This is a genomic window from Acidiferrimicrobium sp. IK, from assembly GCF_025499425.1.
GTDB lineage: Bacteria > Actinomycetota > Acidimicrobiia > Acidimicrobiales > Palsa-688 > Acidiferrimicrobium.
In genome coordinates this window covers 96,714-113,504 of sequence record NZ_JAIMCB010000005.1, presented here as the reverse complement: position 1 = coordinate 113,504, position 16,791 = coordinate 96,714, and the positions used below count along the sequence as shown (strand labels likewise).

The 16,791-nt window shown below is 72.7% G+C and carries 14 protein-coding genes; 5 read left to right on the top strand and 9 right to left on the bottom strand.

The window, feature by feature from the left end:
- The first annotated feature begins 111 nt into the window (after positions 1–111).
- Genes K6U06_RS09945 through K6U06_RS09935 form a run of 3 tightly spaced genes read left to right on the top strand, consistent with a single transcriptional unit; the run spans position 112 to position 6,396 of the window.
- Positions 112–4,959: a DUF6531 domain-containing protein gene (locus tag K6U06_RS09945; protein ID WP_262321777.1), complete on the top strand. Its 4,848-nt coding sequence runs from the start codon at positions 112–114 to the stop codon at positions 4,957–4,959.
- A gap of 35 nt (positions 4,960–4,994) precedes the next feature.
- On the top strand, positions 4,995–5,876 hold the full coding sequence (locus K6U06_RS09940) for a hypothetical protein (protein WP_262321776.1): 882 nt from the start codon (positions 4,995–4,997) through the stop codon (positions 5,874–5,876).
- Positions 5,877–5,886: 10 nt separating this feature from the next.
- On the top strand, positions 5,887–6,396 hold the full coding sequence (locus K6U06_RS09935) for a hypothetical protein (RefSeq protein ID WP_262321775.1): 510 nt from the start codon (positions 5,887–5,889) through the stop codon (positions 6,394–6,396).
- Positions 6,397–6,933: 537 nt separating this feature from the next.
- Here the strand turns inward: K6U06_RS09935 and K6U06_RS09930 are convergent.
- A complete protein-coding gene (locus K6U06_RS09930) occupies positions 6,934–7,311 on the bottom strand; it encodes a hypothetical protein (protein ID WP_262321774.1) in 378 nt (125 codons plus the stop codon).
- Positions 7,312–7,358: 47 nt separating this feature from the next.
- Complete coding sequence (locus K6U06_RS09925) at positions 7,359–8,222, bottom strand: LLM class F420-dependent oxidoreductase (protein WP_262321773.1); 864 nt, start codon at positions 8,220–8,222, stop codon at positions 7,359–7,361.
- A 60-nt stretch (positions 8,223–8,282) separates the two neighbouring features.
- On the opposite strand from K6U06_RS09925, the gene K6U06_RS09920 reads away from it, so the two are divergent.
- Complete coding sequence (locus K6U06_RS09920) at positions 8,283–9,380, top strand: YihY/virulence factor BrkB family protein (RefSeq protein WP_262321772.1); 1,098 nt, start codon at positions 8,283–8,285, stop codon at positions 9,378–9,380.
- Here K6U06_RS09920 and K6U06_RS09915 read toward each other — a convergent pair.
- Together K6U06_RS09915 and K6U06_RS09910 are read right to left on the bottom strand one after the other, a co-directional pair.
- Entirely contained in the window at positions 9,374–9,856 is a 483-nt protein-coding gene (locus K6U06_RS09915; RefSeq protein ID WP_262321771.1) for a DUF6941 family protein, read from the bottom strand. The two genes, K6U06_RS09920 and K6U06_RS09915, sit on opposite strands and share 7 nt — an antisense overlap.
- A 381-nt stretch (positions 9,857–10,237) precedes the next feature.
- Positions 10,238–10,933 carry an alpha/beta fold hydrolase gene (locus K6U06_RS09910; protein WP_262321770.1) on the bottom strand — a complete coding sequence of 232 codons (696 nt, stop codon included), beginning with the start codon at positions 10,931–10,933 and terminating at the stop codon, positions 10,238–10,240.
- 65 nt (positions 10,934–10,998) lie between these two features.
- On the opposite strand from K6U06_RS09910, the gene K6U06_RS09905 reads away from it, so the two are divergent.
- Entirely contained in the window at positions 10,999–12,966 is a 1,968-nt protein-coding gene (locus tag K6U06_RS09905) for a hypothetical protein (protein WP_262321769.1), read from the top strand.
- A gap of 133 nt (positions 12,967–13,099) precedes the next feature.
- On the opposite strand, the gene K6U06_RS09900 is transcribed toward K6U06_RS09905, so the two are convergent.
- The 5 genes from K6U06_RS09900 to K6U06_RS09880 all read right to left on the bottom strand — a co-directional run bounded on the left by K6U06_RS09900 (position 13,100) and on the right by K6U06_RS09880 (position 16,633).
- Entirely contained in the window at positions 13,100–13,567 is a 468-nt protein-coding gene (locus tag K6U06_RS09900) for an NUDIX hydrolase (RefSeq protein ID WP_316044706.1), read from the bottom strand.
- A gap of 46 nt (positions 13,568–13,613) precedes the next feature.
- Complete coding sequence (locus K6U06_RS09895; protein WP_262321768.1) at positions 13,614–14,105, bottom strand: GNAT family N-acetyltransferase; 492 nt, start codon at positions 14,103–14,105, stop codon at positions 13,614–13,616.
- Between the two features lie 10 nt (positions 14,106–14,115).
- Complete coding sequence (locus K6U06_RS09890; RefSeq protein ID WP_262321767.1) at positions 14,116–14,832, bottom strand: hypothetical protein; 717 nt, start codon at positions 14,830–14,832, stop codon at positions 14,116–14,118.
- Positions 14,833–14,893: 61 nt separating this feature from the next.
- Positions 14,894–15,334: a DUF4193 family protein gene (locus K6U06_RS09885; RefSeq protein ID WP_262321766.1), complete on the bottom strand. Its 441-nt coding sequence runs from the start codon at positions 15,332–15,334 to the stop codon at positions 14,894–14,896.
- A 492-nt stretch (positions 15,335–15,826) separates the two neighbouring features.
- Complete coding sequence (locus K6U06_RS09880; RefSeq protein ID WP_262321765.1) at positions 15,827–16,633, bottom strand: LysM peptidoglycan-binding domain-containing protein; 807 nt, start codon at positions 16,631–16,633, stop codon at positions 15,827–15,829.
- Positions 16,634–16,791 lie beyond the last annotated feature (158 nt).

Below are 16,791 nucleotides of genomic sequence, written 5' to 3'. Positions count from 1 at the left end.
GCCGCGACTAACCGCCCGGCGCCAAGTTCGCTCCTTTGGCGCGCCGGCTCGCCGCAGTTCCTACACTATGGGCGGTACGTCCCACACCGTCACCCTGGGGAGATCAAAAAGGTGAGCGCGACGAGTTCGGCGGTCCCATCGAACCTGCAGGAGTTCGTGACCAAGGCGGGGGCGGCCACCGACTCGCTGGGCCAGGCGATAAGCGCCGCGGCCGGCGCGGTCACCGCCTTCCTCGACGCGCCTTGTGACGGGCGTTTCCGGCCCGGGGGACTCGGCAACGCCTGGTCGCAGGTCCACACCCTCCACGACGACGACCACCACGACGAGCAGTGGCTCAAAGTCGTCCACGACAAGTTCGTCCGAGCCGACACCGGCACGCTGCCGGACGCGACGCTGGCCGCCGCACTCAAGGCGGCGCACATCAGCGACACGGTGCCCAAGGCGCTGACCGCCGACGAGCCGGTGTACCAGGGGACGACGATGTACTCCGGGTGGCGCGACGACCCGGTCAGCACCGGGGCCGGCCACTTCCTCGAGATCGAGGACGACATCCCCATGCCCGCCACCCTCGGTCCGCTGCGCTGGCTGCGCGTCTACAGCTCCCGCTTCGTCTCCGACACCGGCGCCGGCAGGGGCTGGCACACCTGGGCCGGGTGCCGTCTCGAGCCGACCGCCAGCGAGGTCACCTACCACGGGCCCGACGGCCAGAGCGCAGCGTTCACCCGCGTGGGAGCCGACTACCTACGCCACCCGGCCATGGAAGCGGAGCTGGCCGAGGTGGACGACGGCTTCGAGCTGCGGTGGCGGTGGACGTCCCGTTTCCCCGGGATGGTGTGGCGCTTCGACGGCGAGGGTCACCTCCGGACCCTCGCCGACCCCTTCGCCGGGACCGTGAGCGCGCTGCACCGGGAGGGCCGGCTGGTCGGCCTGCGCCACGAGGGCGGCCGCAGCCTGTCGATCGAATGGATAGGCGGTCACATTGGCGCAGTGGTCGCCTCGGACGGGCGGCGCTGCGCCTACCGCTATGTCGACGACGACCTCGTCGAGGTCGAGCGGCCCGCGGGCGCCCAGCGCTACGCGGTCGACGCAGCCGGACGGGTCCGGGAGGTCCACGACGCCGACGGCGTGCGGGTGGTGGCCAACGAATACGACACCGACGGCAGGGTGGTGCGCCAGCTGGCGCCGGGCGGTCGGACCAGCACCTACCGGTGGCTGGCACCGAGCACGCTGGTGGTGGAGGACGAGGAGGAGCGGACCGCCACCCTCTACCGCCACGACGAGGCCGGACGGCTCGTGGAGCTGCGCCTGCCCGACGGGACCGGAGCCCGCCGGCGCTTCGACGAGGTCGGCAACCCCGTCGAGGTGGTCGACCTCCGCGGCGGCGTCACCCGGCGCACCTACGACGTTTACGGCAACTGCGTGCGCCAAGTCGACCCCGAGGGGGGAGTCGCCGAGTGGGAGTGGGATGCCGAGGGCCGCCTGCTCCGCTACGTCGACCCGTCCGGGGTGTGGGAGGAATACCAGTACGCCGATGGCGGGGCGGTGCCCTCCCGGGTGACCGGCCCGGCCGGGTATTGGCGCGAGCACACCCTCGCCGGCGGGCGAATCACCGGTGTCAAAGACATCGACGGGGTCGAGGAGCGCTACCAGCTCGACGCTGACGGCCAGGTCGTGGCCGTCACCGACGGCGAGGGCGTCGTGCGCAGCTACACCTACGGGCCCGACGGCACGTGCACCTCGGTGACCGCGCCCCACGGCGAGGAGTGGGCCACGCAGACCGACGGCGCCGGGCGGGTGCTCGCGGCGCGGGTGGCGGGGGGGCGCCCTGGGGAGGTGACCAGGACCCCGGCGGGTCGGGTCCTGACCTCCACCGATTTCACCGGGGCGGTCACGACCAGGCGGTACGGCCCCGACGGGCTGCTCGAGGCGGTCACCGACCCTTCCGGCGCCGAGCTCGGGATCGAGTGGGACTCCGCCGGCCGACCCGTCGGCCTGGTGCTGGGCGCCGGCGGGCGCTTCTCGTACGGCCGCGACAGCCTGGGTAGGGTCACCGACGTCACCGACGCCACCGGCGCGTTGTGGCGCCAGGCGTGGGACGGCGAGCTGCCCACGGCCGTCACCGACCCCACCGGGCAGGGGCCCGCCGTCGACCTGGACCATCTCGGCCGGCCTCGCTCCGCCACCACCGCGGCGGGGATCACAGTCGAGCTGGAATGGGATCCGGCCGGGCGGTTCCTCGCAGGCCGCGACCCGCGGTCCGGGTCGTCGTGCACGATGATCCACGACGAGGCGGGCCGGCCCGTCGAGTGGCGCATCGACGGCGAGGTCCTGTCCAGGGCCACCTACACCCCAGGCGGTCGGCTCCAAAGCGTCGCGACCCCCGACGGGCGCCTGTGGCAGTGGAGCTACGACCGGGCCGGCCGGGTCGTCGAGGAGCGTCTCGGCGACGCCGTCCGGCGCACGACCTACGACCCGTCCGGCCGGGTCGAGAGGGTGGTCAATCCTGACGGCACCCGTTTCACGCAGCGTTGGGGAGAAGACGGCTACCCCGCGGCGGTCGAGTCCGACGGTCGGGCAGCGGAGGAAGAGCGCTGGGATCCCCTCGGGCGGCTCGTCGAGTGGGGGAGCGAGGGTGCCAGCCACCATCTGCGCTACGACCATCGGGGACTGGTCGTCGAAGCGACCGACCCCAACGGCGGCCGCACCCAGCTCGAGTACGACGCCAACGGCTACGTGTCGGCGGTGGAGGGCGAGGGCAGCCGCTGGGGACTGGAGCGCGACCCCAACGGGCGGACCATCGGGGTCACCGACCCGCTCGGCCGGCGGACCAGTTGGAGCCTGGACGGCGCCGGCCGGCGCGTCGAGTACCGCCTCCCCGACCAAACCACGCTCGCCTACCGGTGGGACGGGGAGGGGCACCTGCTTGGAGTCGCCGCCGGCGGCGACCCGCTCATCGAAGTCCGGCCCGGGGATGGCGCAGAGCCCACGCTCGTGCGGGACGCCGCCGGCCAGCTGCTAGAGCTGCACCTCGACGGGCAGGGCCGGACCGTGGCGTTCGTGCGCGACGGCCGGGCGATGCAGATCCACCGCGACGACCTCGAGCGGACCATCGAGACCCGCAGCCCCGACGGGAACGCGGTCACGGTGCACCTGGACGAGGCCAGGCAGGCCGACCGGATCGACTACAGCGGGCTGCCGTCCGTCGAGCTGCGCCGGGACGGCGAAGGGCGGATCCTCGAGGTGCGCGCCGAAGGGCTGCAGCGGGAATGGGAGCGTCGCCCCGGCGGCGCGGTCAGCGCGTACCGCGAGACCATCGGCGAGCGGACCACCACCGTCGAGCTCGACTACGACCGCGACGGCAGGGTCGTCGCGGTGAGCGGCCCCGACGGGACGGTCCGCTACGCCTACGACCCGGCCGGGCAGCTGGTGTCGGAGTCCGGGCCGGAGGGGGAGTGGCGCTGGGACTACGACCTCAGAGGGCGGGTCGTCGCCGAGGCCGCCCCGGGCGGCACCCGCCGCTTCGAGTACGACAGCGCGGACCAGCTGACCGCGGTCACCGGCCCAGACGGGACCACCGCCGTGACCTACGACGCCTGCGGTCGACGGGTCAAGGAGGCCGGCGCCGCCGGCACCGTCGAGTACCGGTGGGACGCGCTCGGCCGTCTGATCCGCGTCGACGGTCCGGAGGGCGGCTTCAGCATCGACTACGACCCGTTGGGTCTGCCGGTGCGCGTCAGCGGCCAGGACGTCGAGTGGATCGAGGGGCCGTTCGGTCCGATCGTCACCCGGGTCGGCGAGCGGCGCCTGGCCGGCCTGCCCGGACTCCCCCTAGCGGAAGGGGACAGCACGGGCATGCGGTGGGTCAGCTCGGACTGGCGGGGCGACGTCGCGGGGACCTCCACGTGGGGGGAGCGGGCCGGGACCGGCCCGGCGCTCGGCTTCCTCGGTGAGCTTCACCTCGGCCGGTACGTGTGGCTGCGCAACCGGGTGTACGACCCACAGACCCACACCTTCCTCACCCCCGACCCCGAGGTGTCGCCGCTCGGGTGGCCGGGCAGCCCGGCCAACACCTACCTCTACGCCCGCAACGACCCGTTGCAGTGGCTCGACCCGACCGGGCGCAAGCCGGTCACCGCCGCCGAGGCAATGTCCCAGATGCACGGCTGGACCGCGGGTCACGCTTCGGAGGCGCTGACCGTCCTGGCCGCGGCCGGCGCCATCGTCCTCGTCGCCACGAACCCGGAGCTGATCCCGCTGGTGCTGCTCGGGGCGGCCGCCGGTGGCGGGTCCAGCATCGTGGGGCAGCTGATCGGCACCGGCAAGATCGACTGGCAGGAGGTCGCGCTTAATACCGCGGTGGGCGGCTTCCTCGGCGCGTTCGTCCCCGGCCTGCCGATGCCGGCCGCGATGAGCGCACGGGTAGCCGCCGGCGCCGGCTACGGCGCCGGGTCGGGGGTGTTCGCACAGACCTTGGACGACGTCGGCACCCACGGCACGCTCGACTGGAAAAACGACCTGATCGCCGGCACCGTCGGCGCGGTCACCGGCGGGATATTCCACGGAGGCGCCCGCTGGACCGACAGCCTCAAACCCAACCAGGTGGCGCGCCTCAACCGGTTCCTGGCTGATCATCCCAGCGCCGACGTCAGCGACCCCAAGACGCTCAGCCGCCAGTGGAGCAACCGGATGCGGCGCTTCCAGCCGATCGCCGACGCCGCTAACCGACACGACGCGATTCTCAGCAACCTTATCGCTCCGCCCACGACGGCAGCGGCCACCGGCGGTCTCAGCCGCCTGGCTGGCGCCGGCGACCCGACCGGTGCGAACGCAGGAGTGGCGACCATCGACGGCCCGTCGCCGGCGACGTTGGCCCTGCCAGGCGGGGCACCCCCTCCGGGTCACCCGACCGTGTGCACAGCGCGCCCGCCGGGCTTCATCGGACCGGTCGCCGCGCCGTGACCGCGGCGGCCGCGACCCGTACCGGTCCCGCACCGTTGAGCGAGCTGCTCGGTGGCCTGCTCCCGCCAGGCGTCGAGCCTCCCGACCGCCACGCCAGCGCCCTGACCGGCAGCCTCACTCCCGTCGAGCTCACTGCGGCGTGCCGGGCAGGGGGCGCCGCGGAGGGGCCGCTCCGGGCCACCCTCGACTACGGCGACGCGGCTCGCAGCGAGCACACCGCCCTACGGGTCGCCGCTCGCGTCGGTGCCGGTGCGCCCGCCAGGCTACGCCAGCTCCTCGACGCGCTGCCGGCCACCGCGGCGGGCACCTGGCTGGGCATCGAGGGCAGCGCCGAGGGGCCGACCGCGGTCAAGCTGTACGTCCCCGCCGGCAGCGGCGTGGCCCGCGTGACCGACACCCTCCCGGAGCTGGCGGGGCCGCTGGCCGTGATCGACGCCGGCGGCTGCTGGCCGGCGTTCTCGGCGGCGCGGGCCGCAGCGGACGGCACCGCGGCGGTCCGCCTTTACGGGAGGCCCGGCCCCGGCGGGGCCCACCGCGCGGTCAGCGCAGCGGCGGGGATGGCGGCCGTCGCACCTGGAGCCTTGTTGGGCGTGCTGCAGCATCGGCTACTACGCCGGGCGGCGTGGGCCGGCGACGTCGTTCTCGCCGCGGAGCAGCCGGTCGACAGCCAGCAACCGGCAGCCCGGTGCCGTCTGGCGCTACACGTCTCCCTGCGTGGCACCGAGGCGTCCACGGATGCGGCGACCGTCGAGGCCCTGGTCGACGAGCTCGGCGCCGACCCGGCACCGTTGCGCGGCCTGCTCGCACGCCTCGACCCGGCCGGGCGCGGCGGGTCGTGGCGAGCCTCGGGGGTAGCCGTCTCCGCTGCGGGCGACAGCATCGATCGGGTCAACGTCTACGTCGTTCCGGGCACCTAGCGTGACCGGGATGGATCCCGAGGCGTATGTGAAGGCGGTGGGCCGCCGGGCGCGGGCCGAACGCTGGCATGTGACGGTGGAGACCGTCGACGGCCGCGACAGCATCATGGCCTTCCCGCTCGGCAGCACCGCCCTCGAGCAAGTCGATCCGCGGCCGATGGTCGTCTCGGCCCGCGACCCCGGGACTTTGACCCGCGCCGCTCTTGACCAGTTCGCGGCAGCGGCCCGGACCGCGGCCAAGTCGGTGCAAGGCCGGTGGGGGGTCACCAAGACCCTGTCGGTGACCGGCGGGTGGATGACCTTCATGCCCGTCGTCGTGACCAGCGGCGCGCCCGAGGAGGCGCTGGAGTGGGCGTCGAAGCGGCACGGCTTGGCGTTCCCGGTGCTCGTCGACGTCGGCGCCGGCACGCTTACCCGGTGGAAACACGCGGTCATCGGCGCCGTCGACGCGGCCCGCTTCGTCGCGATGGTCGAGGACCTGCTGAGGCCGGTGCTCGTCGGAGAAGGCCCCGGGGGCTGAGCGCCGGGTACCCGGGGACCATGAGCTACGGACGATGGGTACAACCACTGAGTTACGGATAATCACAGTTATCCGTAACTCAGTGGCGGGTGTTCCGGCGGTCGGGGTGGGTTTCGGCGGGAGGCCGTTGTGCGGCGGTGGGCTCTCCTCGGCTCCGCTCGGATCGCGCATGGCATGACCGCCGACCGGGTACGCGCGCGGCGATGACTCCAGTCCCGCCGAACCCACGTCCCGGCGATCCGGTTCCCAGCCCGTTTCCTGACGAGCCGATGCCGAGCCCGCCGATCGACCCACCGACGCCCGAGCCGGTGCCTTCACCAATGCCTGAGCCGGCTCCGGCCTAGCCGGCTCAGCCGGCTCAGCCGGCTCGGGACTGGCCGGACCGGGCGCCCGGGTTCCCAGCCGCATCCACCGGGCTTCAGCCCACGGGTCTCCTGGCCCCCGTAACGTCACTGTGACGTAACCACTTCGGGGGGGTTGGGTGCTCCCGGGTGGTCCAGCCGCGGTCGGCTGCGAGCCTTGGCGCCGACCGGCCGGTCATCTCGGCAGGACGGTCCCGGCCCGGGAACGCTCCGCCAACGGCCGGGCCGCCTCGAGCAGCCACTCCAGGCTCCGGCGGACATCGTCGGCGTCGTGCTCGCCAGCAAGGTCGCGCTCCACGTCTTCGACCGCGCAAGCCAGGACATAGGTGAGGTCGTCCAGCTCGTCGAGGGCCCGGCGGGTCACCACCAGCTCGCCGTCGGACAGGCCTTCGGCCCGGACCCTCTGACGGGCCTCGAAATCGCGCTGGCGGCACGACCGCTTGCAGTACAGGCGCGGGCGGCCGGGGCCGGCGGGAGGGACGAACGGCCGACCGCACCACCCGCAGCGTCGAGTCCTCCCCTCCTTGCCCCGCCCTTCATCAGGTTCTGTCACAGTGACAAAATAGGTGTCCCGGTCGTGGGCGGCGCGGATGCCTGGCGTCAGCCGAGGTCCAGCGCCTCCGCGGCCTGGCGCAGGGCCTCGAGGTGGCCCTCGACGCCGTCCAGCCCGGCGCCCATGGTGTTGACCGCCAAGTGGCTGGCTCCCGCGGACCGCCACTCCTCGCCCCGCCGAGCGATGTCTTCCGCGTCCCCGCGCCAGCTGACCCGGCCTTCCATGCCGATCGACGCCGGGTCCCGGCCTGCCTCCGCGGCGCCGGCGGCGACCTCCTGCAAGGCGGCGGCCAGCTTGTCGCCCGGCTGGACCTGCGGGAACCAGCCGTCGGCCAGCCGGCCCATCCGGCGGTACGCCCGCTCGGACTGGCCGCCGATCCAAACCGGGATGGGGCGCTGCAGCGGCAGCGGCGCCAACCCGGCCCCGGTGACGGTCTCCCCGCCGGTGCGGAAGGTGACGCTGCGCTCGGTCCACAGCCGACGCAGCAGCTCGACTTGGGATTCCAAGCGGCGGCCCCGGTCGGAGAAATCCTTGCCGAGCGCCTCGTACTCGACGGCGTTCCAGCCGAGCCCGACCCCGAGACGGAACCGCCCTCCGGTGAGGAGATCGACCTCGGCGGCCTGCTTGGCGACCAAGGCGGTCTGGCGTTGCGGGAGGATGATGATCCCGGTGACGAGCTCGAGGTCACTGAAGGCCGCTACGTACCCGAAGAGCACGAACGGCTCGTGGAAGGTCGTGTCGATGTCATAGGGCCCTGACCACCCCTTGTGGACCGACGTGTCGGCTCCGAGCACGTGGTCATAGGCCAGGAGGTGAGCGAAGCCGAGGTCGGCGAGCCCCTCCACATAGGCCCGCACCGCCCCGCGGTCGGCACCCAACTCGGTCTGGGGGAACACCGCACCGATCTGCATCTCCCGGTTCTACCCCGGCGGGCGCCGGGACAGGCGCCCGCGCTTGGGTAGGTAGCGGGAATGGACCGCCTGAAGGCACTCATCGCCGACCTCGACCGGTGGCAGCAGCACAACCGGGTAGCCGGGCCAGCGTGGGCGGTTATCAAGAAGTTCAGCGACGACAAGGCCAACCTTTACGTGGTGGCCCTCGGCTGGTACGGGTTTACTGCCATCTACCCGCTGCTGCTGGTCGTGGTCACCGTGCTCGGGTTCGTGGGGCAGGCGTCGCTCGGGACCGGCACCCTGCACACCTTGCAGAAATTCCCGGTCATCGGCCCCCAGTTCGCCCCCGGCAGCGGCAGCAAGCAGCTGCACGGAAGCGTCCTCGGCTTGATTATCGGCATCGTCGGGCTGGTTTACGGTGCGCAGGGGGTAACCCAGACCGCCGAGCAGGCGTTCAGCCGGACGTGGAACATCCCCGAGGTGGCGCGGCCCGGCTTCGTGCCCCGACTGGGCCGGAGCATGGCCGGTCTGGTGCTCATCGGACTGGCATTCCTGCTCACCGCGGCGTTCGGTTCCTACGCCACCGCCCACGGCGAGGCCCTGTGGCTTCGGATCCTCGTGATCCTCGCACTGGCCGCCGTCAACGTCGGGTTCTACCTGGCCACCTTCCGGGTGCTGACGCCCGCCCAGGCGGAGTCGCGAGCCTTCGTCCCAGGTGCGGTGTTCGGCGGCGTGTGCTTCACCGCCCTGACAACCGTCGGGACCGGCCTGACCAACCACCTCCTCGCCGGCAAGTCAGCCACCTACGGCGCGTTCGCGGCGGTGCTCGGGGTCGTCACCTTTCTGCTGTTGCTGGCCAAGCTCAGCGTCTACGGAGCCGAACTCAACCCGGTCCTCCACCGCCATCTGTGGCCGCGGGCGCTGCCCACGTGCGAGCCGACCGAAGCCGACCAGCAGGTACTCCACGACCGCACCCACGAACAGCGCCAGCGCCCCGAACAGCGAATCGGGGTGGGTTTCGACGAGCACGCCCCCGAGGAGGCGCGCCTCGACGCCGAGCGCGACGACGACCTCGCCAAGCAGCCCGACTTGGACCGGCCGCCAGCGGAGCGGACCGAGGCCTCGAAGGGCCCCGGCCCGGAAGGATCAGCGCCCCGCAGGACGCCCGGTCATTGACCCTGCGCGGCTTGAGCGTCGGCGAGGGGGACCAGCCGGAACGAGGCCCGGTCCATCTCCCGCCCGTCGATGCGGACGCTGAAGAAGTACGGCCCGTGCTCGGGAAGCGGCAAACCGAACAGCGGGATGGACATCGGCATCGTCGACTCGTCGCCGTCGACCATGATCGGCAGGCGGGCCGCGGAGAACACCGCGACGATCATCCCCCGGTCGGCGGGATCGGAGCCTTCGGGCAGCTGGTCGCTCAGCAGAACCCGCCGTGCGCCCCCGCCGGCCTCCGACACCAGCTCGATGGTCAAGGTGTGCTCGGCGCCGGTCTCGTTCCAAGGGATCTGGACCAAGATCGCCAGGCACACGTTCACCTGGTACGGGGGTTGAGGCGAGCTGCTCGCCACCAGTGAGATGCCGGCCCCGGTGACGAAGAGCTTGCCTCCGCTCACTTCAGCGAAGTCACACAGCAGCACCTTGGCGTCCATGACGTTCCAGCCTTCCTTGCGCGTTGGACCGGCTCCTCGGTGAGCCGGGTCGTTGGGGGCTGTTACGACACTAGACAGCCGGACAGGGCGGCTAGCCAACCGAGGCGGTCGCCAGCGCCGGGATCGGCTGGGAGGCGAGCTCCGGCCGGCGCCGCGCCGAGGGTCTCAGGCGCCTTTGCGGGCTTCGGTCCGGGCCGCCTTGGCCCGGTCCTCGCGGCTCTTCTTGCGCCGGATCCGGTCGTGCTTCCAGCGGACGGTCGAACGTGAGCCTCTTCCCATCTGCCCCACGCTACTCCCCTGCCGTCTGGCGCTGCTCGGCGCCAGCCTCCCACCGGCGGTCGCTGCGAGCCCGGCGAGCCCCCGACTGCGCCGCCGGGCCGTTCAGGGCTCAGCGCCCAAAAAGCGCAGGCCGTGGTCCAAGAAGCGGAAGTCTTTCGGGGTGCCGAAGTGATCAGCGCCGTGGAGCGTGACCAAGGTGCAGTCGGCGAGGGCGTCGACGAGCGGATCGGCCGGCCCGGCGAAGTCCCGGTCGCCGAGCACCACCAGCACCGGGCAGGTCACCGCGGCCAGGTCGGAGGGCTCGAGGCGCGACACCGGCCGGCGCAGGCACGCGGCGAGCGCCTGACCGTCGTTGCCGGGGGCGGAGGCGAAGCGGGCGAAGGCCTGGGCCGCCTCGGGAGCGTCGTCGGCGGCCGCACCGGTCAGCACGGCCTGCGCCGCCGGCTCGGGATCGCCGTCCCGGAAGAGGTTGGCCCCTACCCCGCCAACCACCAGACGCCCGAAGCGTCCCGGGTCGGTGGCCGCCACCTTGAGCAGCAGGGCCGCCCCCAGGGAGAACCCGACGGCATCGACCTGGCCCTCGGCAGGTAGCGCGTCGCGGATCCCCCGCTCCAGGTCCCGGTACGCGTCCGGATCGTGCGGCTTGTCGGCGCTGCCATGGCCGAGCAGGTCGAGGGGGATCACCTCCCGTCCGGCCTCGGTGAGCAGGTCAACCCACCCCGTGTCTCGCCAGTTCCTCTCGAACGAGGACGCGAAGCCATGGACCAGGAGGACAGGGAGCTTTGCAGTCGACGCCATCGCCTGCGGAGGGTAGCCACTCCATCTCCTTCGGGCCGCGGGCATCGCTGCAGTAGGTTGGCGACGTGGCCCGCAGGATCGAGATCGAGTTGACCAGCACGCGCCCCGACGGCTCTTGGAGCTGGCGGGCCGCAGGGGCGCGCCAGCCCAAGGGGGTCCTCGACGCGGCGCTGCTCTATGAGGGGGCCAAGCCCGGGGACGTGTTACGGGCGGACGCAGAGTTCGAGATCGACGGCATCGTCATCACCCACGTGCTGCCGCCCAAAGAAAAAAAGCGCGAGGACACCCAGCGCCTGGAGATCATCGGGCCGTCTCGCTCCGATGCCCCCGGCGTCACCACGCAGCTGGTCGGGCGGGCGGGCCGAGGTGGCGACCGGCGAGACCGCTTCGATCGGGGTGACCGCCCGACCCGCGGTGACCGACCCGCCCGCCGGGACGGCCCGCCAGGCGAGCGCCGGGGCCCGCGCCCCGAGGGGCGCGAGGGTCCCGACCGCGCTCGTCAGCCAGGCGGCCCTCGTCGCGACGGCCCTGCCCGTTCCGGGGACCGCCGGGGTGGACGCCCCGAGGGCGCCCCTCGGGGCGAGGGCGGGTCGCGCCCAGACGGGGTTCGTTCCGAGGGCGCCGGCCGGTCGGACAGCGCAGGCCAGCGGCCGCCGCGCCAGCCGTCCGGCCCTCGCCGCGACGTAGCTGGCCGTGAGGGTGGCGGCCGCGGCGGTGAAGGCGGCCGGCCTCGTGCCCGCAGGCTGACCCCGGGGCACGCCCACCGCAACGCAGTGATGGCTTCCCTGGCTCCCGAGGAGCAGGCGGTCGCCGAGCAGGTCCTCCGCGGCGGCATCCCAGCGGTGCGCACCGCCATCCACCTGGAACGGGAGAAGGCCATCGCCGAAGGGCGTCCGGCTCCCGACGCCGACCAACTGGTCTCGCTGGCCGAGAGCCTGCTGCCGAGGCTCAAGGCCGCCGAGTGGCATGACCGGGCCGAAGCGGCGGTGAAGGCCGGCACCGAGATCACTCTTCGCGACCTGCGGTCGGTGGTCGCCGGCGCCGACGCGGCGAGAGACGACGAGACCCGTCAGCTGGCCACTCAGCTGCGCGCCGCCCTCGACGCCCGCGTCGAGGCCCTGCGCAGCGAGTGGGTCAACGACCTGACCAGGCATCTCGATGAGGGCCGCATCGTTCGGGCCCTGCAACTGGCCGGGCGCCCGCCCGACGCCGGCACCCGCCTGCCCGCAGAGCTGGCCGAGCGGGCCAGCCAGGCCGCCGGCGCCGCGTTGGCCCCCGACACCCCCCAGGAGCGCTGGATGGCGCTGCTGGAGGCGGCGGCCGCCTCTCCGGTGCGGCGCACCGTCGTACCTGCCGGCCTCCCCGCCGAGCCCGGACCCGACTTGTTGCGCGCCGCTCACCAGCAGTCGGGGCGGATCCCGGCGCTGGCCGGGTTGCTCGGTATCAGCATCCCCCCGCCGCCCGGTCCTAGGGCCGGGTCCGCCCCTCGCCGTCCGCCGGCGCGCCCTGCCCGCCCCGGGCGCCGGGCACCGGCCGAGGCTCCGGCCGCCGGGTCCGCGCCCGCCAGTCCTGCACCCGCGAGCACGCCGGCTCCGGCGGCTGGGTCCGTCGACCCTGCTTCGCCAGCCCAGCCCGCCGATCCTGCGCCGGAAGACGCCGCCGCTGATCCGGCGCGGGAAGTCGCCGCCCCTGATCCGGCGCCGGCCGTCGAGCCGACTGGCGTTCTGCCCGAGCCTCAGTCCGCGCCCGAGCCGGCGCGTGAGACCCCGGCGGTCGCCGGCGATGACGCAGAAGCCGCCCACGCGGCGCCTACCGGCTCCCCCACCACCCCGACCGACGAGGCTGCTGGAGCCAGTGAGGCTGCTGGAGCCAGTGAGGCTGCTGGGACTCATGAGGCGGCTGAGGCTCATGAGGTTGCGGGGGCCGGTGAGGTTCCTGAGCCCAGTGAGCCCGCCGCTGAGAGCCTCACCGCGAGCACCAACGGCGGCAGCGAAGGCAGCGCTGCGGCGCACTCGGAGCACGGTTCGCTCTGAGCCTGGAGCCTCCGGCTATTGAGCAAGCGTCGCTAACCCGGGCTGCAGCGCGGGTTGGTGCCACTTGCTCCCCCGGTCCCGGGCTGCACTTGGCTCCCAGCTTCGCCGGCGGCGTAGCCCTCCCGACCCGGCCTCAGACGATCGTGCCCAGGATGCCGTGCTCGTGGAGGAACTCGGCGAGGCCGTCGGTGAGCGCCAAGTCGGTGACGTCCTCCAACGGCACCCAGGCGGCCTCGGCCGCGTCGTCGCCGGCGACGGGGTCGTCGGGGCTCAACACGGTGACCGCGAAGTCCAGCACGACGTAGTGGTCATCACCCTCGATGATCTCGACCCAGCCGACCAGGCCGTCGCAGAGCGCCTCTAGGCCGGTCTCCTCCGCCAGCTCGCGGACCACCGCCTCGGCCAGCGTCTCGCCGTGCTCGACGCGCCCGCCGGGCACCGACCATCGGCCCTGTGCCGCCCCTCGGCCTCGCCGGACCAGCAGCAGCCGCCCGGCGTCCACCGCGACGGCGCCGACGCACACCTCGGGGCGAGGGCGTCTCTCCGAGGACCGCCCGCCGCTGCCGGTCTCCCCGGCGGCCAAGTCGTCGAAGCGTTTCACGAGCCGGTGGAGAGGCGCCGGGAGAAGCGCCCGGGTCGGGACGGTCTCACGTCCGGCCGCCGGCGGAGGGCCCGAGAGGAAGCTCCCGGTGCATCACCAGGGCTCGGGCGACCAAGCCGTGGGTTTCGAAGAACGCCTTCGCCTCCCGGCTCCCCGGCAAAGCCATCGCGTCGATGCCGCGGCAGCCGTGTCCGATCGCCCATTCGGTCATCGCGTCCATCATGCTCTCGCCCAGGCCAACGCCGCGCGCACCCGGGTCGACGAAGAGGACCTCGACGGCAGCGACGTTCCCCGCCGCGAGCGGGTCGCGGCGGATCAGGCCGACGCCGAGGAGGGCGCCGCTCAGCTCGCCGGCGATGACCTGCTCGTCGGGATCGGCCAGCGCAAGGGCCAGCCGGGCGGGTACCGAGTGGCCGGCGAGTACGGAGTAGGCGAGCTGGCGACCGCCTCGGCGCGACGACACCTCCGCTAGGGCCTCGTCGCACAGCTCGATGAGCCGGGCGGTGTCGTCGGGCCGCGCTGGCCGGGCTCGCTCCACCGCCTGACGCCTAATGGCCCTGGAGCTGACCGACCCGGGCGAGGATGGTGCGCCGGCCTCGGCTGGCGCTCTCGTACTCCTTGACCGCCTGCAGTTCTGGGCCTGACAGACCGGCGAGGCGCTGTACGACCTGCGACGCGGACAGCGAGTCGTAGCCGGGGATGGCCAGGCTGCCAACGGGCGGTACCTCTGCGGCGGGCGCGGCCGCGCCCGAGCCGCTCGCAGCGCCGTCGGGAGCCTCGACGCCGTTGGACGGCCTCCCGGCGCGAGGGGAGCTAGCCGTTCGCCGGGCTCGTCCCGACGCCGCATGCTCTTCACCGCCAGCACCGTCTGCGCCGGCAGCCGGCGCAGACGGACCTGCGTGCCTTTCGGGCGATGACGCCGGAGCAGCAGCCGAGGTGGCGGCGGGAGGCGTGGCCGATCCGGCCGCGGCAACAGCCGACCCGTCGGCCGCGGCGGCCTCAAGACGGCTCGGAGCGGCCGCCGGACGGGCCGGAGCGGCGGCCGGACGGGCCGGCTCGGTACCCAGCCTCCGGCCGACCTCTTTGCGGCCCTGGGCGACCGCGAACTGGCCGACCACCCGGGCCGTGGTGACCCTCGAGCCGAGGCCGGAGCGGCCCTTGGCGGCCAGCTTGGGCAGCTCTTCGGTCAGGGTCAAGGCCAGCCCGACCGGGGCGTAGAGCACCAGGTCGAGAGCCGCGTCGAGAGGCGAACGATGGTCGGTCACGCGACGATCCTTCCCCAACCGGCCGGTTCGCTACAACCGCACCCGCTAGCGGTGCCCCAGGTCACACACAGTCACGGCAGAGCATGCGGTCCCGGTCAGCGAGCTGACTCGGGTGCTTAACGAGGAAGCAGGACTGGCACACGAACTCCCCGGGCTGCTTCGGGAGCACCTTGGGTGTGGCCTCCCCCCGGTCTTCGGAGTCGGGGACATCCTCCTCGTCGTCGTTCTCCTCGTCGGGGACGACCAGGCGCTCCTTCAAGATGACGTCGAGGCTGGCCTCCACGTCGTCGGAGTCCTCCTCGTCGTCATCGTCGTCGTCGTCCTCGTCCTCGCGGGCCTTGACCGCCGGGACGACATCGTCCTCTTCCTTCTCGTCGTCTACGACCAGGTCCTCGTCGGCCTCGTCGTCATCTTCGGGGAGGTCTTCTAGATCCTCGTCCTCGAGGTCCTCGGGCCCCTCGGTCTCCTCGTCGATGTCTTCTTCGACTTCGTCGTCAGCCATATGCCGTCCTTCAACACTCTCTCAGTCGCGGCCGCCAGAGCATGGAGGGCCGCGTGGTGGCGCCGGATGATAGACGTCGGCGCGGGGGTAGCGGCGCAACATCTGCCTGAAGGATCGATCCGTTCCTCCCCTGCACTCCGTCGCGGGCCTGACGCCGTCCGCCGCGAGGGTGAGGCTGGGCGGCCCAGGGCGAACCGTTGGTGCCGTCCTCGTCCTCGCGCGAAGACCGCGCTCAGCCGTGGACGTTGTCTACTTGGTTCCCTGGGCCACCCTGCCTCGCACGACGCGCGCCCTGCAGGCGGCGCCGCGGTGTCCCGCCATCATGGCCGACGCGAGGGGGGGTCAGTCAAGGGCTGCACTACCCCTCTGAGCAGCGCTTTCGCGCGTCGTTGCTGGTCAGGGACCGGAGAAAAAATGTCCGTCGGGCCACCGTCGGCGTGCCGCAGGACACCAGGGCGTAAGGAAGCCGCCATCTGGCGGCCACCCGGCTACTCAGGAGAACATCGGCAGCAGGTACTCGACGTTGGCCACGTAGGGCTGGGTCTCGACGAGGACGCCGTAGGTGGTGAGGTTCTGAGTGCCCTCGTAGTAGGCGGCGATGACGTTGCAGGTCCCTCGCACCTGGGTCTGCAGGTAGGCCACGAACCGGGCCATCATCCGGATGTTGTCGTACGCCGAGTTGATGTCCAGGCGCTGCCCGATCAGGTACCGGCTGACGAAGTCGGCGGTGGCCGGCAGGAGCTGACCGACCCCGACCGCCTGGGCCGGGGAGACCACGCCCTGCTGCCAGCCCGACTCCTGCCAGGCGATCGCCTCCAGCAGCGACGGGTTGACGCCGTACGCCCCACCCCACTCGCGAAACAGCGGGCGCAGCGCCAGCCGGGACGGGTTCTGCTGCAGCACCGAAGGGAGAACCCCCCACGGTCCCGTCGTCGGGGCGAAGCTCGAGCAGAACGTGGAGCCGGTCGTCCCGCTGCTGTAGGACCGCACGGCGGCGTTGGCCACCGGGGCCGACGCCGGTTGGGAGGCGGCCTCCTTGGCCTCGAAGCCGGGGATCACCAAGTGCCGTCCGACCGACAGGACGTCGGTGAGTTGCATGGAGTTGGCGGCGGCCAACGACTGCATCGAGACACCGGCGCGCTGGGCGATGGCCCACAGCGTGTCGCCTGGCTGGACGACGTACCCGTTGCTCGACGAGGAGAACGCGGCCTGCCCGGTGATGGCCACCGTGGCCAAGACCGCGGCGGTGACCGCCATGCGCACCGAGGCGGTGCGGCGCAGAAACGTGAGTTTGGGCATGCGAGAGCGATCCGATCCCTCCGCCCGGCACCGGAAAGGTACACGATCACTTCAGCCTCTACAACCCCTCAAGTCTCGAGGGCCACTTCAGCCTCACCTCTCTCGATCACCTCGGAACGATCAGCGGCCTCAGTGCCAACAGCGGGCCTAGTGCCAAC

What these genes read in the sequence shown, in the direction of transcription:
- K6U06_RS09935 (WP_262321775.1), top strand. Translation starts at nt 5,887, where the DNA reads ATGGATCCCGAGGCGTATGTGAAGGCGGTGGGCCGCCGGGCGCGGGCC.
- K6U06_RS09925 (WP_262321773.1), bottom strand. Translation starts at nt 8,222, where the DNA reads ATGCAGATCGGTGCGGTGTTCCCCCAGACCGAGTTGGGTGCCGACCGC.
- K6U06_RS09920 (WP_262321772.1), top strand. Translation starts at nt 8,283, where the DNA reads ATGGACCGCCTGAAGGCACTCATCGCCGACCTCGACCGGTGGCAGCAG.
- K6U06_RS09915 (WP_262321771.1), bottom strand. Translation starts at nt 9,856, where the DNA reads ATGGACGCCAAGGTGCTGCTGTGTGACTTCGCTGAAGTGAGCGGAGGC.
- K6U06_RS09910 (WP_262321770.1), bottom strand. Translation starts at nt 10,933, where the DNA reads ATGGCGTCGACTGCAAAGCTCCCTGTCCTCCTGGTCCATGGCTTCGCG.
- K6U06_RS09885 (WP_262321766.1), bottom strand. Translation starts at nt 15,334, where the DNA reads ATGGCTGACGACGAAGTCGAAGAAGACATCGACGAGGAGACCGAGGGG.
- K6U06_RS09880 (WP_262321765.1), bottom strand. Translation starts at nt 16,633, where the DNA reads ATGCCCAAACTCACGTTTCTGCGCCGCACCGCCTCGGTGCGCATGGCG.